Here is a 19,565-nt window from a genome sequence, read left to right as displayed (position 1 = left end):
TAAGTTTTCTTTGGTGGGAAGTAAAATCCCGCATGCGTTCAATCCACAAAATTGCGCCAGATATCCTGAATATCTTCCATCAGAAAGCCGCGGTAGAGCAAAAAGCGCTGGATTTTGACTTTATCTGAAAAATCACGCGGCAGCGGTTCGCCGTACTTTCGAATCGCCTGCTCTTTCGCCAGTTCACACCAGTCTGTGTCGCATTCACGCATCGCTTTTTCAATCGATTCCCGGGCCACCCCTTTCTGATTCAGTTCCTGACGGATGCGTGCAGGACCGTAGCCTTTACGTCCGCGGCTGGCGAGAAAGCGGGCGGCAAAGCGTTCGTCATCGAGGTAATGATGTTCATAGCACCAGGCAACCACGCGGTCATAATCTTCGGCAGTGGCATCAATCTCTTCCGGCCCGTTTTTGCTCATGACAGGCGCTGACAGTTTTCGTCTTAGCTCCTGTTCGCTGTGGTCACGCACGGCAAGTATACGTACGGCACGGTCCAGCAAGCGCGAGTAGGCGGGTCGGCGTGTGGTCGGTTCACTCATATAAAACCTGCAGATTCAGAAATGCAAAAAGGGCCGCATCAGCAGCCCTTCATCTTTACACGAGAGACTTAAAAGTCTTCGTTGGTTTCTTCAGCATCCGCAGCATCCACCACGAAATCAGGTTTAGAGTCCTGGTTGCTCAGCAGAAGCTCACGCACCTTCTTCTCAATCTCTTTCGCCGCAGCCGGGTTCTCTTTCAGCCAGGAAATCGCATTCGCTTTACCCTGACCAATTTTGTCACCGTTATAGCTATACCAGGCGCCCGCTTTTTCAATCAGCTTCTCTTTCACGCCCAAGTCAACCAGCTCACCGAAGAAGTTAATCCCTTCGCCGTAGAGGATCTGGAATTCAGCCTGTTTGAACGGTGCGGCGATTTTGTTCTTCACAACCTTCACGCGCGTTTCGCTACCAACGACGTTTTCACCCTCTTTCACCGCGCCGATACGGCGGATATCCAGACGGACAGAGGCGTAGAATTTCAGTGCGTTACCACCGGTTGTGGTTTCCGGGTTACCGAACATCACACCAATTTTCATACGGATCTGGTTGATGAAGATCAGCAGCGTGTTGGACTGCTTCAGGTTACCTGCCAGCTTACGCATCGCCTGGCTCATCATACGTGCCGCGAGGCCCATGTGAGAGTCGCCGATTTCACCTTCGATTTCCGCTTTTGGCGTCAGTGCAGCAACGGAGTCGACCACGATAACGTCAACAGCACCAGAGCGCGCCAGCGCGTCACAAATTTCCAGCGCCTGCTCACCGGTGTCCGGCTGAGAACACAGCAGGTTGTCGATGTCCACGCCCAGTTTACGCGCATAAACAGGATCCAGCGCGTGCTCGGCATCGATAAACGCACAGGTTTTACCTTCGCGCTGTGCCGCAGCAATCACCTGCAGCGTCAGGGTGGTTTTACCGGAGGACTCTGGCCCGTAGATCTCTACGATACGGCCCATTGGCAGACCGCCCGCGCCCAGCGCGATGTCCAGAGAAAGCGAACCGGTGGAGATCGTTTCAACATCCATGGTACGGTCTTCACCCAGGCGCATGATGGAGCCTTTACCGAATTGCTTTTCGATCTGGCCCAGTGCTGCCGCCAACGCTTTCTGTTTGTTTTCGTCGATAGCCATTATTACTCCTGTCATGCCGGGAGAAGCGACTGTGCTTCACCGTGGATTTCTGTTCTGTTGGTGCAATTATACTGTATAGTCATACAGTATCAAGTGTTTTGTAGAAATTGTTGCCAGAGCGTTTTTAACGCATATTCCGTTGCCTGACGACGCACGCTTTCGCGGTCGCCGCTAAAGCACTCCCGGCGAGTGATCCCTTCACCTTTTGAGGTCGCAAAACCAAACCAGACGGTGCCTACGGGCTTCACGTCACTGCCGCCGTCCGGGCCCGCGATGCCGCTGATTGAAATCGCGTAATCTGCCCGCGCCTCTTTTAGCGCGCCAATGGCCATCTCGATCACCACCGGCTCGCTGACCGCGCCGTGCTGTTCCAGCGTGGATTCGCGCACGCCAATCATCTGTGCTTTAGCTTCGTTACTGTAGGTCACAAACCCGCGTTCAAACCAGGCGGAACTGCCGGCAATATCGGTAATCGCTTTCGCCACCCAGCCGCCGGTGCAGGATTCCGCGGTGGTAAGGGTCGCCCCGCGTTGCTTAAGCGCCAGTCCGACTATCTCGCTAAGCTCCATCAATTCATGGTCAGTCATTCTCGCTCCAGGCTTCAGAAAAACGTGCAGCACAAGATAGCACTTTCTCGTCAAATATGGGGATGCGCTTCGGGTTTTACGAGGGGGCTTCAGAAAAAAGCCGATGCGGGCGCACCGGCTATGAGGAGGTTATTTCATACTGTCAGCGAGGGTGTTCACGTTGTGGCGAAATGCTTTAACGTAGGTATCAGCAACCCCACCTTTTGCCGACAGGGCTTCCGGGTAAAGTTCGCCTCCCGGCTGCGCGCCTGTCGCCGTCGCAATTTGCTTCACCAGACGCGGATCGAGCTGGTTTTCCATAAACCAGGTTTTCACGCCATCGGCTTTGATCTGATTGATAATCTCAGCGACCTGCGCTGCGCTGGCCTCGCTCTCTGAAGAGAGCCCTTGCGGTGCCATGAAGGTGACGCCATACGCGCGGCTAAAATAGCCGAATGCGTCATGGCTGGTCAGCACGTTACGTTTTTCCTGTGGGATCTGGCTAAAGCGGGTTTTGGCCCAGCCGTCCAGTTGCGTCAGTTGCGCGATATACGGCTGGCCTGAAGCCTCCAGTGCCGCTTTATCCTCTGGATCTGCTTTCACCAGCCCGTTCAGAATATTTTGTGCATACAGCGCACCGTTCGCCGCGCTATTCCAGGCATGCGGGTCGGTCACGGTCTTTCCATCTTCCTCGAGCGTGTGCGTTTTTACTTCGGTTGAGGCCACAACCAGCTGCCCTTTGAAACCGGAGGCTTTCACAAGACGGTCGAGCCACCCTTCCAGCCCCAGACCGTTGACAACCACCACGTCAGCCTTGCTCAGCGCAGCGCTGTCTTTAGGTGACGGTTCGAAGGTATGCGGATCGCCGTCCGGCCCGACCAGCGTCGTCACGTTCACATGGTCGCCGCCCACTTCCTGCGTAATATCTCCCAGTATCGAAAAGCTGGTCACCACATTCAGCGTTTTCGCCATCACGCCGTTCGACAGCATACCCAGCACAAGCGCCATCACTAATCCTGTAAGTTTCATCGTTTCCCCTTGCCTTAAAAAAGCGCGCGCAGACTGCCAGCCAGCCTGCTTCGCGTGCCAAATAAAACAGAAATAAAGAACAACGCGCTGGCGGTCAGCACAATGGACGGTCCGGCGGGCAGACTGATTGCCCAGGACAAACTTAAGCCCAGCCACGCGCAGAAAATTCCGCTGATGCCGGCCATCAAAAGCAAACCTGGCAATGTGCGCACCCAGCAGCGTGCCGCCACCGCCGGGAGCATCATCAGCCCGACGGCCATCAGCGTGCCGAGCACCTGAAAACCGGCCACCAGGTTAAGCACCAGCAGCGCCAGAAACAGTCCGTGGAGCAGGCCGGGCAACCCGCGGGCATTGACCTGCAACCAGGCGGTATCAAAGGCTTCGGTCACCAGCCCACGATAGAAAATCGCCAGCGTTATCAGGGTGAACATGCAAACGCCCGTGACAAACAGCGCCGCATCGTTGTCCACCGCAAGAATGGAACCAAACAGCAGATGCAGCAGATCGACATTCGACCCGCGCAGCGACACCAGCGTGACGCCCAGTGCCAGTGAGCCAAGGTAAAATCCGGCAAAGCTGGCATCCTCTTTAAGCGGCGTGCGTCGGCTGACCAGGCCAGCCACCAGCGCCACGGTAATGCCGGCAATAAAACCACCGATACTCATCGCCAGCAGCGACATGCCGCTGAGCAAATACCCTACGGCGACACCGGGTAAAATGGCGTGAGAAAGGGCATCACCCATCAGGCTCATCCGGCGCAGCTGGAGGAATACGCCGAGTGCGGTGGTACTGACAGAAAGGGCCAGGCAGACCACCAGCGCACGACGCATAAAGCCGTACTCAATAAACGGCTGGAAAAAGAGATGCCAAATCATGCCACCCTCACCCGCTCGGTTTTCCAGTGGGGAATGTCAGCATCCAGCATTAATGTTTGCGGGAAGTGGCGTGCCACGCGCTCGCTGTCATGCAATACCGCAAGCAGAGTCTGGCCCTGCATATACATCTCCAGCATCAGATCCATCAGCACGTTGCAGGTCGCTTCGTCGACGCCGGTGAAAGGCTCATCGAGCATCACAAGCGGTGCCTGCTGCACTAAAACGCGGGCAAATAACATGCGCTGAAACTGCCCACCGGAGAGTTCATCAATGGTGGAAAGCGCCATCGACGCCAGCCCGACCCGCTCCAGCGCGCTGGCAATGCGTAACCGCGTTTCCCGACGAAACCCGGATAAGAGCGATATGCCCGGCCAGCAGCCCATACTCACCACGTCCTGAACGGTAAGCGGAAATTGCGCCTCGAGTGCGTGGCGCTGTGCCAGCCAGCCAATCACCGGGCGCTTACCCTGCCAGCGAAAGCTGCCGCCCACGGGAGGAATAAACCCGGCGAGCGTCTTCAGCAGCGTGGATTTTCCGCAGCCATTAGCGCCGACGATAGCCGTCATACTGCCGCGCTCGATCGTGCCTGAGAGGGGCCGCGTTACAGGCTGGCGGTCATAGCCCGAGACCAGTTCGTTCATCAGGATCATGGCAGTGCCACCGCCCAGCGCACGGCCAGCCCGATAAGAACAATAAGCACCAGCGCCAGTAAAAGCCGAACCGGAGCAGACAGAGAGAAAAGGGACGTTGACATCTCGATACCACATTAAATGTTATAACATAACAATAATGAAAGGTGATTGAGATGTAAATGGCGGGTTTGAAAAGGGAGTGTGGCGAAATGTTTCTGTAAAACGTCCCTCTCCCGTGGGAGAGGGTCAGGGTGAGGGCATCAGGCCTACCCGTCAGAGCGACTTACTGACTAAACGGTGACGCCGCCGGCACGCGGGCCTGCGAGACCGCCAGCCCCAGCTGCCACACGGCCATGGCATAATGAGTGCTGTGGTTATAGCGGGTGATGGTGTAGAAGTTCGGCATGCCGTACCAGTACTGATAACCGGTTCCCACGTCCAGACGCAGCAGGCTTACCTGGTCAACATTGCCCAGCGGCTGCGTTGGCGTTAAGCCTGCCGCCGTCAGCTGCGCGACGCTGTATTTGGTTTTAAAGCCGTTTTCCAGACCAAATGCCTCGCCGTTCGCCTGCACGGCTACCTGTCCACCTGGCGTCCAGTCGTGCGCTTTGAAGTAGTTTGCCACGCTGCCGATGGCATCCACCGGATCCCACAGGTTGATATGACCATCGCCATTGAAGTCGACGGCATATTGTTTATAGGAGGATGGCATAAACTGGCCGTAGCCCATCGCACCGGCAAACGAACCTTTCAGATCGAGCGGGTCGTCCTGCTCGTTGCGCGCCATCAGCAGGAAGGTTTCCAGCTCGGAAGAGAAATACTCCGCGCGGCGCGGGTAGTTAAAGGAGAGCGTCGCCAGCGCATCGAGGATGCGGGTTTTGCCCATTACGCGGCCCCAGCGGGTTTCCACGCCGATAATCCCGACGATGATCTCCGGCGGCACGCCGTATACCTGCCACGCGCGATTAAGGGCATCTTCATACTGATTCCAGAACACCACGCCGTTTTGCACGTTGTCCGGGGTAATAAACTGTTTGCGATAGCGCAACCATGCGCCGTTTGGCCCGGTAGGGACCTGTGCCGTCGGTGCCTGTCTGTCCATCAGGCGCAGCACGTAGTCCAGACGCTTTGCCTGGGACAAAATTTCGTGCAGCTGCTGGCGGTCAAAGCCGTGTTTGCTCACCATTTTATCAATGAACTGCTCGGCCGCCGGGTTATTCGCGAAGTCGCCACCCATCTGCATCATATTGTGCTGCGGCTCCAGCAGGAACCCTCCGGAAGGGGCGCCAGCCGTTTGCTGAACAGCTTCGGTCTTAGGTTTGCTACTGCAGGCAGACAGCAGAATAAGCGCTGGCAACAGCGCTGCATAACGACGCTTGAACATGAGACATCCATTTAACGGGTTCGATAAGAAACCAGTATGGTAAAGCATCCGTAACACCTCAAGGAAGCGGTACGCACCTCCCCAACGCAAATCCGTGCTTTTTTCCACCGGAAATCATTCATCACATCAATTAACTTTCAAAATAATCCATTTTTCTTTCATTGTGAGATCTAACTAACACTTTAAAACCTTTCAAAGTGATTATTATTAGCCCCAGTAATACAAAACAAAAAAGCCCCACAGGAGAGAAGAATGATAGAAACCATCACCCACGGCGCCGAGTGGTTCATCGGGCTGTTTCAGAAAGGCGGAGAAGTGTTCACCGGCATGGTGACCGGGATCCTGCCCCTGCTGATCAGCCTGCTGGTGATCATGAACGCGCTGATTAACTTTATCGGCCAGCATCGCATTGAACGCTTCGCTCAGCGCTGCGCCGGGAACCCGCTGTCCCGCTACCTGATTTTGCCGTTCATCGGCACCTTCGTGTTCTGCAACCCGATGACCTTAAGCCTCGGCCGCTTTATGCCAGAAAAGTACAAGCCGAGTTATTACGCCGCCGCCTCCTACAGCTGCCATTCGATGAACGGCCTGTTCCCGCACATCAACCCCGGAGAGCTGTTTGTTTACCTCGGTATCGCCAGCGGCCTTACCACCCTTGGTCTGCCGCTCGGCCCGCTGGCGGTCAGTTACCTGCTGGTTGGCCTGGTGACCAACTTCTTCCGCGGCTGGGTCACAGACCTCACCACCGCCATTTTCGAGAAAAAAATGGGTATCCAGCTTGAACAAAAAGTCCATCTTTCAGGAGCCACAGTATGAACCGGATCCGCATTGAGAAAGGCACGGGTGGCTGGGGCGGCCCGCTGGAGTTCGACGCCACCGAAGGCAAAAAGATCGTTTACATCACCGCAGGCACGCGCCCGGCGATCGTCGATAAGCTGCGTGAGCTGACCGGCTGGGAAGCCGTCGATGGCTTTAAAGAGGGTGAGCCGCCGGAAGCGGAAATCGGCGTGGCGGTGATCGACTGCGGCGGCACGCTGCGCTGCGGCATCTATCCGAAGCGACGTATTCCGACGGTGAATATCCACTCCACCGGCAAATCCGGCCCGCTGGCACAGTACATCCTTGAAGACATCTATGTGTCGGGCGTGAAAGAGGACAACATCACTCTGGTGAATGGCAGTCCCGCGCCGCAAAAAGTGGCCCCGCGAGATTACGATACCAGCAAGAAAATCACCGAGCAGAGCGACGGCCTGCTGGCGAAGGTCGGGATGGGGATGGGCTCCGCCGTGGCGGTGCTGTTCCAGTCCGGGCGCGACACCATCGACACGGTACTGAAAACCATTCTGCCGTTTATGGCGTTCGTCTCGGCGCTGATCGGCATCATCATGGCGTCCGGCCTGGGCGACTGGATTGCCCACGGCCTCGCCCCGCTCGCCAGCCACCCGCTCGGGCTGGTGACGCTGGCCCTGATCTGCTCCTTCCCGCTGCTGTCGCCGTTCCTCGGCCCGGGCGCGGTGATCGCTCAGGTCATCGGCGTACTGATTGGTGTACAGATTGGCCTCGGCAATATTCCGCCACACCTCGCCCTGCCCGCCCTGTTTGCCATTAACGCCCAGGCCGCGTGCGACTTCATCCCCGTCGGACTGTCACTGGCCGAAGCGCGCCAGGACACCGTGCGCGTAGGCGTGCCGTCCGTACTGGTCAGCCGCTTCCTGACGGGCGCGCCGACGGTGCTGATTGCCTGGTTTGTCTCCGGCTTTATCTATCAATAAGAGGTTCCTGCGATGACCGTGATTTATCAGACCACCATTACCCGCATCGGCCAGAGCGCAGCGGATGCGCTCAGCGACCAGATGCTGATTACTTTCCGCGAAGGTGCCCCGGCGGATATCGAAGAGTTTTGCTTTATTCACTGCCACGGCGAGCTTAACGGCGAGTTGAAAGCAGGAAGCCAGTTGGAGCTGGGCGAGACGCGCTATGCGGTAACCGCCGTCGGCGATGTCGCCGAGCAAAACCTGCGCGAACTGGGCCATATCACCCTGCGTTTTGACGGACAGCCGCAGGCGGAGTATCCCGGTACGGTTCACGTAGCGGGCCCGGTTCCGCAGGCTGTCACCCCAGGCTGCACGTTAAAATTTGTTGCGTAATTAAGGAGAAACACATGAGTCAGGTTGCCGTTGTCATTGGTGGAGGACAAACCTTAGGTGAGTTCCTTTGCCGTGGGCTTGCCGCAGAAGGCTACCGCGTGGCGGTCGTGGATATTCAGAGTGAAAAAGCCGCCCGCGTGGCGGACACCATCAACACCGAATTTGGTGAAGGGATGGCGTACGGGTTTGGTGCCGACGCCACCAGCGAGCAAAGCGTAATGGCGCTCGCCCGCGGCGTGGACGAGATTTTTGGACGTACCGACCTGCTGGTCTACAGCGCGGGAATTGCGAAAGCGGCGTTTATCAGCGATTTCGAACTGGGGGATTTTGACCGCTCGCTGCAGGTCAATCTGGTGGGTTATTTCCTCTGCGCCCGCGAGTTTTCCCGCCTGATGATCCGCGACGGTATTCAGGGGCGCATTATTCAGATCAACTCGAAATCCGGGAAAGTGGGCAGCAAGCACAACTCCGGCTACAGCGCGGCCAAGTTTGGCGGCGTGGGGCTGACGCAGTCTCTGGCGCTGGATCTGGCCGAATACGGCATTACCGTTCACTCGTTGATGCTGGGCAACCTGCTGAAATCGCCAATGTTCCAGTCCCTGCTGCCGCAGTACGCCACCAAGCTCGGCATCAAGGCTGAGGACGTTGAGCAGTACTACATCGACAAAGTGCCGCTGAAGCGCGGGTGCGATTATCAGGACGTGCTGAACATGCTGCTGTTTTACGCCAGCCCGAAAGCGTCGTACTGCACCGGGCAGTCGATTAACGTCACCGGCGGGCAGGTGATGTTCTGATCGAGCGGTTTTGCCCGGTGGCGCTAACGCTTACCGGGCCTACAAAAACCTTCAAACCGTAGGCCGGGTAAGGCGCAGCCGCCACCCGGCAATTAAAGGAGTCAATATGGTCACCGCACTCATCACCGTCGCCGCCCTCGCCTGGATCTGCCAGATGGCGTTTGGCGGCTGGCAGATCCATCAGTTCAACCGCGCGTTTGATGCCCTGTGTCAGAAAGGTCGCGTGGGCGTCGGGCGTTCCGGCGGACGCTTTAAACCGCGCGTGGTGGTCGCCGTTGTGTTGGATGAACACGATCGCGTATGCGATTCCCTGATCATGCGTGGCATGACGGTGTTTGCTCGTCCGACTAAAATCCAGGCAATCAACGGCATTTCACTGCAGGAATTACGGCCTGATGTGATCTTTCCCCATGATTCAGGCTGTCAGAATGCACTATCATTAGCGCTTAATCTGAAACATGGATAATTTCGTTGTGAAAGCTATAGACTTGCGAAATTATCATTTCGCAACCTAAGGAACGAAGCGCCTATGAAACCACGTCAGCGGCAGGCGGCCATTCTCGAGTATCTGCAAAAGCAGGGGAAATGCTCGGTGGAGGATCTGGCCCACTACTTTGACACCACCGGCACGACAATACGCAAGGACCTGGTATTGCTCGAAAACTCTGGCGCCGTCATCCGAACTTACGGCGGGGTGATGCTGAATAAGGACGAAGCTGACCCGCCTATCGATCACAAAACGCTGATCAATACCAACCAGAAAGCGCTTATTGCCGAGGCTGCCGTTAAATTTATTCACGATGGTGATTCCATCATCCTCGACGCAGGCAGCACCGTCCTGCAAATGATCCCCCTGCTCAGCCGCTTTAACAACATCACGGTGATGACCAACAGCCTGCATATCGTCAACGCCCTGTCGGAATTTGACAGCGAGCAGACTATCCTGATGCCCGGCGGCACCTTTCGCAAAAAATCGGCGTCGTTTCACGGTCAGCTGGCCGAGAACGCTTTCGACCACTTCAGCTTCGATAAGCTGTTTATGGGCACCGACGGCATCGATCTGAACGCAGGCGTCACGACCTTCAATGAGGTATTCAGCGTCAGTAAAGCGATGTGCAACGCCGCACGGGAAGTGATTTTGATGGCAGACTCGTCGAAGTTTGGCCGCAAAAGTCCCAACATTGTCTGTAGCCTTGAAAGCGTTGATAAGCTGATTACCGACGCGGGGATTGATCCGGCGTTCAAAAAGGCGCTGGAAGAGAAAGGTATCGACGTGATCGTAACCGGAGAGAGAGATGAGTGATTTTCTGTTAGAAACGGGCCGCCAGACGCTGATGCTGGAGCTGCAGGAAGCCAGCCGCCTGCCAGAACGTCTGGGCGAGGATTTTGTTCGCGCCGCCAACACGATTATCCACTGCGAAGGCAAAGTGATCGTGGCGGGCATCGGTAAATCCGGCCATATCGGCAAAAAAATTGCCGCGACGCTGGCGAGCACCGGCACCCCGGCCTTCTTCGTGCATCCCGCCGAGGCGCTGCATGGCGATCTGGGGATGATCGAAAGCCGCGATGTGATGCTGTTTATCTCCTACTCCGGTTCGGCCAAAGAGCTGGATCTTATTATTCCGCGCCTGCAGGAGAAATCGGTCGCTCTGCTGGCGATGACCGGCAAATCCCGCTCGCCGCTGGCGCTGGCCGCTAAAGCGACGCTGGATATTTCCGTTGAGCGTGAAGCCTGCCCGATGCACCTTGCCCCGACCTCCAGCACCGTCAACACCCTCATGATGGGTGACGCGCTGGCGATGGCGGTGATGCAGGCGCGCGGATTTAACGAAGAAGATTTTGCCCGTTCGCATCCGGCGGGCGCGCTCGGCGCGCGGCTGCTCAATAAGGTTCATCATCTGATGCGCACTGACGATGCCATTCCCCAGGTCAAGCTCGATACCAGCGTGATGGACGCGATGCTGGAACTGAGCCGCACCGGGCTGGGGCTGGTCGCGGTGTGTGACGACAACGGTAGCGTCCAGGGCGTATTCACTGACGGCGACCTGCGGCGCTGGCTGGTGGGGGGTGGCAAACTGGAAACGAAAGTGTCTGACGCGATGACCAAAGGCGGGCTGACGCTGAATGCCGACAGCCGCGCCATTGAGGCCAAAGAGGTGCTGATGAAGCGCAAAATCACCGCCGCACCGGTGGTGGATGACGCCGGCAAGCTCTGCGGTGCCATCAACCTGCAGGATTTCTACCAGGCGGGGATTATTTAACCCTTTAGCCCAAGACGCTTCGCCAGCCGGTGCAGGTTGGCGACGTCCATCTCCAGCGCCCGCGCGCACGCCGCCCAGCTGCGGTTGTTCTGCTCCAGCGCGCGGGTAATCATCTGACGCTGGAACGCTTCCGTCGCCTCGCGCAGGTTTTCATTTGCATTCTCCGGCACACGCTGAGCCACCGCCTGCACGGCGTCATCGTGCAACGCAAAATGACGCGCGTGGATCACAACCTCATCACCCGCACGCGTCGCCCGCGCCAGCACCACCGCACGGTGAATCGCATGCTCCAGCTCGCGCACGTTGCCCGGCCAGCCGTAGCTCAACAGATGCGCCCTCGCCCCCGGGCTGAGTACCACGCGGGAAAGCCCCATTCTGAGACGGTATTGCTCGCAGAAATAGCCCGCCAGCAGAACCACATCTTCTCCGCGCTCGCGCAGCGGCGGCACGGTAAGCGGGAACACGCTCAGACGGTGGAAAAGATCCGCGCGGAAATGCCCGGCCAGCACCGCTTCTCGCAGGTCGCGGTTGGTCGCCGCCAGCACGCGCACGTCCACCCGTAAGCTGCGATCATCCCCCACGCGCTGGATGTCACCGTACTGCAATACGCGCAGCAGCTTGGCCTGGAGCGAAAGCGAAAGCTCTCCAATCTCATCGAGAAACAGCGTCCCGTTATCGGCCATCTCAAACTTACCGCTGCGGTTGCTGATGGCCCCGGTAAATGCCCCTTTGACGTGACCAAACAGCTCGCTTTCCGCCACGCTCTCCGGCAATGCGGCACAGTTAAGGTATACGAGCGGGTTGGCCGCGCGTGGTGAGGCTTCATGAATTGACTTCGCCACCAGCTCTTTACCGGTGCCGGTTTCACCGAAGATCAGCACGTTCAGGTCGGACGCGGCGACAATCTCAATCTCTTTTTTAAGCTGCGCTATGCCCGGCGACAGACCGATCATCTCCGTGTGCGCCACCGGCTCAAACGCCGACGGGCTGCCGGGAAGAATATTCTGGCTTTCCAGCTGTTCTATCAGCAACGCGTTATTGAGCGCCCCGGAGGCCAGCGCGGCAATCAGCCTTAACTCTTCATCACTGAAGGTGTCGAACTGGTCCGGCGACATGCCGTCGAGGGTTAATGCGCCAATCAGGTGTTGTCCGGCAAACAGCGGCAGACCGATACAGGCGTGCACCTTCAGGCTCTCCTGCCCCGGGATCAGACCGTCGTAGGGATCCGGCAAGTCGCTGTCCGCCGGGAAACGTACCACGTCACCCGCACGGGCAATGGTTTCCAGCCGCGGATGCCCTTCAAGAGTAAACCGCCGCCCGAGAACATCTTTCGCGAGCCCGTCGATAGCCAGCGGAATAAATTGTCTCCCCTCGTAGCGCAACAGCGCCGAGGCATCGCACGCCAGCACGTGACGCAGCGTGGAGATAAGCCGCTGAAAACGGTCCTGATGACCGATACCGGTTTGCAGTTCAATGGCGATCTTCGCCAGCACATCTACGGAAAAACTCATGGCTGCCTCGCTGTCATTTTGACAATAAATAGTGTCATATTGACCGTCATCAGGATAGTCATAATGACTACTCATCACGAGGTATAGAAAAAATAATCCATTAAAATCAATAAAATAAAAGTTGGCACGCTATGTGGTATAGGCAAATCATCTTATTCAAAAACGCTGTATTACGTTGAGGTTGCTATGTCTATTCTGGTTAAAAATAACATTCATTGGGTGGGTCAACGTGACTGGGAGGTGCGTGATTTCCACGGGACGGAATACAAAACGCTGCGCGGCAGCAGCTACAACAGCTATCTTATCCGTGAAGGCAAAAACGTACTGATCGATACCGTCGATCACAAATTCAGCCGCGAGTTCGTGCAGAACCTGCGCAGCGAAATCGATCTCGGCGCAATCGACTACATCATCATCAACCACGCGGAAGAAGATCACGCCGGTGCGTTGACCGAGCTGATGTCGTACATTCCGAATACACCGATCTACTGCACCACCAACGCCATTGACTCGATCAATGGTCATCACCACCATCCGGAGTGGAATTTCCACACCGTGAAAACCGGCGACTCGCTGGATATCGGCAACGGCAAACAGCTGATCTTCGTTGAAACCCCGATGCTGCACTGGCCGGACAGCATGATGACCTACATGACCGGCGACGCGGTATTGTTCAGCAACGACGCCTTTGGCCAGCACTACTGTGACGAACGCCTGTTCAATGATGAAGTGGATCAGACCGAACTGTTTGAGCAGTGCCAGCGCTACTACGCCAACATTCTGACCCCGTTCAGCCGTCTGGTGACGCCAAAAATCACCGAGATCCTCGGCTTTAACCTGCCGGTGGACATGATTGCCACCTCCCACGGCGTGGTGTGGCGTGAAAACCCCACCCAGATCGTTGAGCTGTACCTGAAATGGGCGGCGGATTATCAGGAAGACCGCATCACGATTTTCTACGACACCATGTCCAATAACACCCGCATGATGGCGGACGCCATTGCCCAGGGCATCAACGAAGTGGATCCGAACGTAGCGGTGAAAATCTTCAACGTGGCGCGCAGCGATAAAAACGAGATCCTCACCAATGTCTTCCGCTCAAAAGGCGTGCTGGTGGGCACCTCCACGATGAACAACGTGATGATGCCGAAAATTGCTGGCCTGGTGGAAGAGATGACCGGCCTGCGTTTTCGCAACAAACGCGCCAGCGCGTTTGGCTCTCACGGCTGGAGCGGCGGCGCGGTAGATCGCCTCTCTACCCGTCTGCAGGATGCAGGTTTTGAGATGTCCCTGAGTCTGAAAGCGAAATGGCGCCCGGATATCGACGCGCTGGAAATTTGCCGTCAGCATGGCCGCGACATTGCCCGTCAGTGGGCGCTCGCACCGCTTCCTGAGGCGTCTGCAAAACCTACCGAACAGCAGGAAGCCTGTGCCTGTGCAGCTGCCGATGCTGCACACCTCGGCCCACGCATGCAGTGCAGCGTTTGCCAGTGGATATATGACCCGGAACGGGGCGAACCCCTTCAGGACGTTGCCCCGGGCACACCGTGGTGCGACGTGCCGGATACCTTCCTCTGCCCGGAATGTTCCCTCGGTAAAGACGTCTTTGACGAACTGGGTACGGAGGCAAAATGAATCACGGAATCGTCATCATCGGTTCGGGCTTCGCCGCCCGCCAGCTGGTGAAAAATATCCGCAAACAGGACGCTAACGTGCCGGTGACGGTGATCGCTGCCGACAGCATGGATGAGTACAACAAGCCTGATTTAAGCCATGTCATCAGCCAGAATCAGCGCGCCGAAGACCTCACCCGCCAGACGGCGGGGGAGTTCGCGGAACAGTTTAACCTGCGCCTGTTTCCCTACACCTGGGTTACCGATATCGACGCCGCCGCGCACGTCGTGAAGGCGAAAGATAAAATCTGGCAGTACGACAAGCTGGTGCTGGCCACAGGGGCCTCTGCCTTTGTGCCGCCCGTTGAAGGGCGAGAGCTGATGATCACCCTAAACAGCCAGCAGGAGTATCAGGCAAGCGAAACGGGGCTTCGCGATGCGCAACGCGTGATGATCGTCGGCGGTGGGCTGATTGGTACCGAGCTGGCGATGGATTTCTGCCGCGCGGGTAAAACCGTTACCCTGGTTGACCACGCGGCGAGCATTCTGTCGGCGCTGATGCCCGCAGAAGTAAGCAGCCGCTTACAGCATCGACTGACCAACATGGGCGTCCATCTGCTGCTCAAATCGCAGTTACAGAGTCTGAGCAAAACCGCAGGCGGCATTCGTGGGGCGCTCGACCGCAACCGCAGCGTTGAGGTGGATGCGGTGGTTGCCGCGACGGGTCTGCGCCCGGAAACCGCGCTGGCACATCGCGCAGGCGCCGAAACAGACCGCGGCGTAAAGGTCGACAGCTACCTGCAAACCTCACAGCCGGACATTTATGCCCTGGGCGACTGCGCGGAAATTAATGGCCGGGTGCTGCCGTTTCTGCAACCGATCCAGTTGAGCGCCATGGTCCTGGCGAAAAACCTGATCGGCGTCAGCGCGCCGCTAAAGCTTCCGCCGATGCTGGTGAAGGTGAAAACGCCGGACCTGCCGCTGCACCTTGCGGGAGAAACGCAGCGACAGGATCTGAACTGGCAAATCGCCATTGAATCACAGGGGATGGTGGCGCGCGGCATCGACGCAGATGACCAACTGCGCGCCTTTGTGGTGAGCGAAGAGAGAATGAAGGAGGCGTTTGCGCTGCTGAAATCGCTACCTGCTTAACCGTCGTATTGCCGGGTGGCGCTGCGCTTACCCGGCCTACAAAACAACAAAAAGAGAGTTGAGGCAAAAATTCAGGAGCGCACCACCAGCGCATCGTAGCCGCGCCAGCGGTAGTTGGCCATGGAGATCAGCCAGCAGGCGACAAACAGCCCGACCACCACAAATCCGGCGTTGCCGAGGTTATCGTTTACCGCGCCCACCGCATCCCAGATGCCGCCGCTAAGGGCAAATTTATCCATCAGCAGACCCAGCGCTTCCAGCCCACCAATGAACAGCGCCACCACCACGGAGGTACCGGTAATGGTCATGTTGTAGTAGAGCTTGCGCTGCGGTTTGTTAAACGCCCAGCCGTAGGCACCGACCATCAGCAAATTGTCGAGGGTATCCACCAGCGCCATACCGCTGGCGAAGAGCGCCGGGAAGATCATGATTGACCACACCGACATCCCGCTGGAGGCGCTGGCGGCAGAAATCCCCAGCACGCCAATTTCAGTGGCGGTATCAAACCCGAGACCAAACAGGAAGCCCACCAGGTACATCTGCCAGCTTTTATTGACGAGGCGGAAGGTTTTGCCAAACAGCCAGCTCATCACCCCACCCTGGGCGGGAAGCTCCACGTCGCTGCGGGCCGCATGCCCCTTTTTCAGCGCCTGGAAACTGCACCATACGCCGCGCAAAATCACCATATTCACCAGCGCCATCGCCAGCAGGAAGGTGGCGGAAACGGCGGTGCCAATCAGGCTCCCGGTCTCGTGGAACCATGCCATATTTTTCTGAAACGCCGTGGCGGTGGCGGCGATAGCGATGGAAGCCAGCACCACGATGGTGGAGTGCCCCAGCGAGAACCACGCCCCCACGCCGGACGGGCGTTTGCCCTGCTGCATCATCTTACGCGTCACGGTATCAATGGCAGCAATGTGGTCGGCATCCACCGCATGACGCAGCCCGTAACACCAGGCCAGCAGGCTTGCCGCCATCAGCGCCGTACTGCCGCTGAAGGTGTGCCATGCCCAGCCCCAGGCCAGCAGGTTTGCCATTACCAGTGCCAGCAGCAGAAGCGCGGCGCGAGGTTCATTGCGTAACAGTCGTAACATTTTAAATCCTTTGTGAACATGACCGGGCAGCGGCGACCACCGCCTGCCCGAAGGAGATCGCTCCGTCACCTGCAGGCAGGCGCGAAGGAAAAAGAAGCGTAAAGTCAGAAAGATAATGCCGCAGGCGCGCGCGCAGCAGGCGGTTATGTAACACACCGCCACTGAGGCAGATTGTTGAAAGCGATAAGCGTCGGGCATGGGATGCGGCATGCTCCGACAGCCCTCTGGCCAGCGCATCGTGAAACGCCCACGCGCGCTCGCAGGGCTCCGCCTGCCAGGCAAGCCACTGTTGCCAGAAAAGTGCAAGGTCGTCCACCGACAGCGTAACCGGGTGTTTCACACCGTTGCACCGTGCCGCCAGCGCTTCCAGCCTGCAGGCCGCTTCGCCTTCGTAGCACTGCGTATCGATGCCCAGCGCACAGGCAACCGCATCAAACAGGCGTCCACAGGACGAGGCCCGCGGCGCGTTGATGCCACGCTGGATCGCCGTCGCCAGTAGCGGCCAGTTCTGGCCCTGCACTGCCCGCGTCTCCGGGAACTGCTGCCAGTCAGGCACAAAGGCCAGGCAGTGGGCGAGCAAATTGCGCCACGGCTGCTTCGCTGCCAGATCGCCCCCCGGCAGCGCAACGGCAGGCAGGCCACCCAAATGTTCGCAGTCGACATAGTTCACCCGCAGGCACTCTCCGCCCCACAGCGCGCCATTCTCGCCCATGCCGATCCCGTCCAGCGTCAGGGCGATAACGTCCCCACCGCCGAGCGGCCAGCCATTTTCAGCCAGACACGCCGCCGCATGGGCATGATGATGCAGCACGGTTTCAACGGGCAGCCCCTGCTCCAGCGCCCACTGACGGGCGTGATACGCCGGATGGGCATCGCACACGACACGCGCGGGCTTAAAGGCATAAACCTGTTGCATCATTGCCAGCGCCGAACGCCACTGTGCGTCGACCCCCTCGTCACTGAGATCGCCAAAATGCGGGCTCAACACAGCCTGATTTCCGCGCACCAGGCAGAAGGTATTTTTCATCTCTGCCCCGGTAGACAATATGGCAGGGATATCGTCAAACCCGGCGGGTAACGTGATGGCATCCGGCACAAAACCGCGCGCGCGACGCAGCATCGCGCCATCCCGATCCACCACCGAATCATCCATCCGTTGCAGAATATCGCGGTTGTGCAGCAGGAAGCCGTCAGCCATGTCGCGGAGCGCATCCAGCGCTTCCTGATTCGTCATCGCAGGCGGGCGGCCGCTGAGGTTACCGGAGGTCATCACCAGCGGACGCTGGCAGTCCATCATCAGTAAATGCTGAATCGGATTCGCAGGCAGCATCACGCCGACACAATCTAGCCCCGGCGCAATGGCCTCAGGCAGCGCGGGAAGCGAGGCTTTGGGCGTCAACACAATGGGCGCAGCAGGAGAGCGTAGCAGGGTCTGCATCGCCTCCGGCAGGTCATCCGCATCGGGGATCATCACCGCCAGCGGCTTCGTCGGGCGCTGTTTGCGTGCCCGTAGCGTCGCCACCGCCTGCGGGTTAAGCGCGTCGCAGGCAAGGTGAAAGCCTCCCAGCCCCTTGATGGCGACAATACCGCCGCTTTTTAGCTTCTCCACTGCGGCGCGTAATGCCGGTTCGCGCGTGGCGACGCTTTCCCCGGCTCGCCACATCAGCGCTGGCCCGCAGTCCGGGCAGGCCACCGGCTGAGCGTGAAAACGCCGATCGGCCGGGTTGCGATACTCGGCTTCACACGGTGCGCACAGCGGGAAGTCGGCCATTGACGTGGCCGGGCGATCGTAGGGCATGGCGCGGATGATGGTGAAGCGCGGGCCGCAATGGGTACAGTTGATAAACGGGTAACGATAACGGCGCTCGCGGGGATCGCGCATCTCCGCCAGGCACGCCGGACAGGTGGCGGCATCCGGCACGATTTGCGTGTCCATCGCTCCGCTCTCGCTCTGGCGGATGGTAAAATCCGTTGGCAGAGCGGACCAGCTAAAGGGCTGCGTGTCTACGTCGTCAATCCGCGCCAGCGGTGGGCAGTCCTGGCGCAGCCTCGCGGTAAAGTCCCCCCCATTACCCGCGAGACGCACCAGGACACCCTCTCCGTCGTTACAGACGTCGCCCGTCAGCATCATCTGGTGCGCCAGCTGCCAGACAAAGGGACGAAACCCCACGCCCTGCACTTTGCCACGCACCCGAAGCTGTACGCCGTTAACGCGCATTGCGACTTAAAACAGCAGCGATGACGAGGTGTCAAAGGCTGCGCGACGGCGTTTTTCTGCGCTCATCTGCTCGAGCTTGTCGCGATCCACGCAGACCAGCGCGTGGGTCGGGCAGGCTTCCATACAGGCCGGGCCAGCTTCGCGGTGGTAGCAAAGGTCGCATTTGTTGGCCTCGGCTTTCTCCGCCCGCACGCTCAGGCCCATACCGCTGTTACGTACTACCGGACGGACAACCACTTCCATCGCGCCATACGGGCAGGCGACCACGCAGGTTTTACAGCCAATGCAGCGCTCCTGCATCACATGCACAAAGCCCTTCTCGCGTTTAATCGCCCCGTTCGGGCAGACGTTCGCGCACGGTGCGTCTTCGCACTGGCGACAAATAGCGGCGGTGGAAATATTCACGCCTTTAATGACGTGGATGCGTGGCAAAAACGTGTCGGGGGTAAGTGATGCGCAATCCTGCTCCGCCTGATGGGAAACCACGCACGCCACTTCACAGGTACGGCAACCAATGCACTTACTGGCATCGGCCATAATAAAACGGTTCATCTGCTTCTCCAGCATTACAGTTATGCGCGGAGCTATTCATAAACCGTGCCAATTATTAACCAATTGATTTT

General features: G+C 58.1%; 20 protein-coding genes. 9 read left to right on the top strand and 11 right to left on the bottom strand.

Annotated features, from left to right (window positions below; all coding sequences use genetic code 11):
- Positions 1-38: 38 nt before the first annotated feature.
- The 7 genes from recX to mltB form a co-directional block, all read right to left on the bottom strand.
- Entirely contained in the window at positions 39-539 is a 501-nt protein-coding gene (recX, locus tag O1723_RS04940; protein WP_014884977.1) for a recombination regulator RecX, read from the bottom strand.
- Positions 540-607: 68 nt separating this feature from the next.
- Positions 608-1,666 carry a recombinase RecA gene (recA, locus tag O1723_RS04935; RefSeq protein WP_014884978.1) on the bottom strand — a complete coding sequence of 353 codons (1,059 nt, stop codon included), beginning with the start codon at positions 1,664-1,666 and terminating at the stop codon, positions 608-610.
- Between the two features lie 89 nt (positions 1,667-1,755).
- On the bottom strand, positions 1,756-2,253 hold the full coding sequence (gene pncC / locus O1723_RS04930) for a nicotinamide-nucleotide amidase (RefSeq protein WP_014884979.1): 498 nt from the start codon (positions 2,251-2,253) through the stop codon (positions 1,756-1,758).
- A 129-nt stretch (positions 2,254-2,382) separates the two neighbouring features.
- Positions 2,383-3,261, bottom strand: a complete 879-nt coding sequence (locus O1723_RS04925) for a metal ABC transporter substrate-binding protein (protein ID WP_014884980.1) — start codon at positions 3,259-3,261, stop codon at positions 2,383-2,385.
- A gap of 14 nt (positions 3,262-3,275) precedes the next feature.
- Positions 3,276-4,136, bottom strand: coding sequence for a metal ABC transporter permease (locus O1723_RS04920; protein WP_014884981.1), 861 nt, complete (start codon positions 4,134-4,136; stop codon positions 3,276-3,278).
- Positions 4,133-4,786, bottom strand: a complete 654-nt coding sequence (locus O1723_RS04915) for a metal ABC transporter ATP-binding protein (RefSeq protein ID WP_014884982.1) — start codon at positions 4,784-4,786, stop codon at positions 4,133-4,135. Before O1723_RS04915 ends, O1723_RS04920 begins: the two co-directional genes overlap by 4 nt.
- A gap of 265 nt (positions 4,787-5,051) precedes the next feature.
- A complete protein-coding gene (mltB, locus tag O1723_RS04910; protein ID WP_014884984.1) occupies positions 5,052-6,152 on the bottom strand; it encodes a lytic murein transglycosylase B in 1,101 nt (366 codons plus the stop codon).
- Positions 6,153-6,404: 252 nt separating this feature from the next.
- Between mltB and srlA the strand changes: the two genes are divergently transcribed.
- From srlA to gutQ, 7 genes are all read left to right on the top strand, one after another.
- Positions 6,405-6,968, top strand: a complete 564-nt coding sequence (gene srlA / locus O1723_RS04905) for a PTS glucitol/sorbitol transporter subunit IIC (RefSeq protein ID WP_014884985.1) — start codon at positions 6,405-6,407, stop codon at positions 6,966-6,968.
- Complete coding sequence (srlE, locus tag O1723_RS04900) at positions 6,965-7,924, top strand: PTS glucitol/sorbitol transporter subunit IIB (RefSeq protein WP_014884986.1); 960 nt, start codon at positions 6,965-6,967, stop codon at positions 7,922-7,924. Before srlA ends, srlE begins: the two co-directional genes overlap by 4 nt.
- 12 nt (positions 7,925-7,936) lie before the next feature.
- Positions 7,937-8,299: a PTS glucitol/sorbitol transporter subunit IIA gene (srlB, locus tag O1723_RS04895; protein ID WP_014884987.1), complete on the top strand. Its 363-nt coding sequence runs from the start codon at positions 7,937-7,939 to the stop codon at positions 8,297-8,299.
- Between the two features lie 14 nt (positions 8,300-8,313).
- Positions 8,314-9,093, top strand: coding sequence for a sorbitol-6-phosphate dehydrogenase (gene srlD, locus O1723_RS04890; RefSeq protein WP_014884988.1), 780 nt, complete (start codon positions 8,314-8,316; stop codon positions 9,091-9,093).
- 106 nt (positions 9,094-9,199) lie between these two features.
- Entirely contained in the window at positions 9,200-9,559 is a 360-nt protein-coding gene (gutM, locus tag O1723_RS04885; RefSeq protein ID WP_014884989.1) for a transcriptional regulator GutM, read from the top strand.
- A gap of 63 nt (positions 9,560-9,622) precedes the next feature.
- Positions 9,623-10,396: a glucitol operon DNA-binding transcriptional repressor SrlR gene (gene srlR, locus O1723_RS04880; RefSeq protein WP_248190676.1), complete on the top strand. Its 774-nt coding sequence runs from the start codon at positions 9,623-9,625 to the stop codon at positions 10,394-10,396.
- Positions 10,389-11,354 carry an arabinose-5-phosphate isomerase GutQ gene (gutQ, locus tag O1723_RS04875; RefSeq protein WP_014884991.1) on the top strand — a complete coding sequence of 322 codons (966 nt, stop codon included), beginning with the start codon at positions 10,389-10,391 and terminating at the stop codon, positions 11,352-11,354. Before srlR ends, gutQ begins: the two co-directional genes overlap by 8 nt.
- Here the strand turns inward: gutQ and norR are convergent.
- On the bottom strand, positions 11,351-12,865 hold the full coding sequence (norR, locus tag O1723_RS04870) for a nitric oxide reductase transcriptional regulator NorR (RefSeq protein WP_014884992.1): 1,515 nt from the start codon (positions 12,863-12,865) through the stop codon (positions 11,351-11,353). The genes gutQ and norR overlap by 4 nt on opposite strands.
- A gap of 186 nt (positions 12,866-13,051) precedes the next feature.
- Here norR and norV point away from each other — a divergent pair, with 186 nt between their 5' ends.
- Both norV and norW read left to right on the top strand, forming a co-directional pair.
- Positions 13,052-14,500 carry an anaerobic nitric oxide reductase flavorubredoxin gene (norV, locus tag O1723_RS04865; protein ID WP_014884993.1) on the top strand — a complete coding sequence of 483 codons (1,449 nt, stop codon included), beginning with the start codon at positions 13,052-13,054 and terminating at the stop codon, positions 14,498-14,500.
- Positions 14,497-15,630 (top strand): NADH:flavorubredoxin reductase NorW, encoded by a 1,134-nt coding sequence (norW, locus tag O1723_RS04860; protein ID WP_014884994.1) that lies wholly within the window; start codon positions 14,497-14,499, stop codon positions 15,628-15,630. The genes norV and norW overlap by 4 nt, the downstream gene beginning before the upstream one ends.
- Before the next feature lie 71 nt (positions 15,631-15,701).
- Here the strand turns inward: norW and O1723_RS04855 are convergent, their stop codons facing one another.
- The 3 genes from O1723_RS04855 to hydN are packed head-to-tail and all read right to left on the bottom strand — an operon-like array spanning position 15,702 to position 19,494.
- Positions 15,702-16,724, bottom strand: coding sequence for a HoxN/HupN/NixA family nickel/cobalt transporter (locus O1723_RS04855; RefSeq protein ID WP_023337689.1), 1,023 nt, complete (start codon positions 16,722-16,724; stop codon positions 15,702-15,704).
- A 1-nt stretch (position 16,725) separates the two neighbouring features.
- Positions 16,726-18,942, bottom strand: a complete 2,217-nt coding sequence (hypF, locus tag O1723_RS04850) for a carbamoyltransferase HypF (protein WP_023337690.1) — start codon at positions 18,940-18,942, stop codon at positions 16,726-16,728.
- Between the two features lie 6 nt (positions 18,943-18,948).
- Positions 18,949-19,494 (bottom strand): electron transport protein HydN, encoded by a 546-nt coding sequence (gene hydN / locus O1723_RS04845; RefSeq protein ID WP_008499565.1) that lies wholly within the window; start codon positions 19,492-19,494, stop codon positions 18,949-18,951.
- Positions 19,495-19,565 lie beyond the last annotated feature (71 nt).

Source organism: Enterobacter cloacae complex sp. HYC080_NIDB (genome assembly GCF_056673325.1).
The sequence above is the reverse complement of the archived record's forward strand: the minus strand, read 5'-3'. Positions and strand labels throughout refer to the sequence as shown.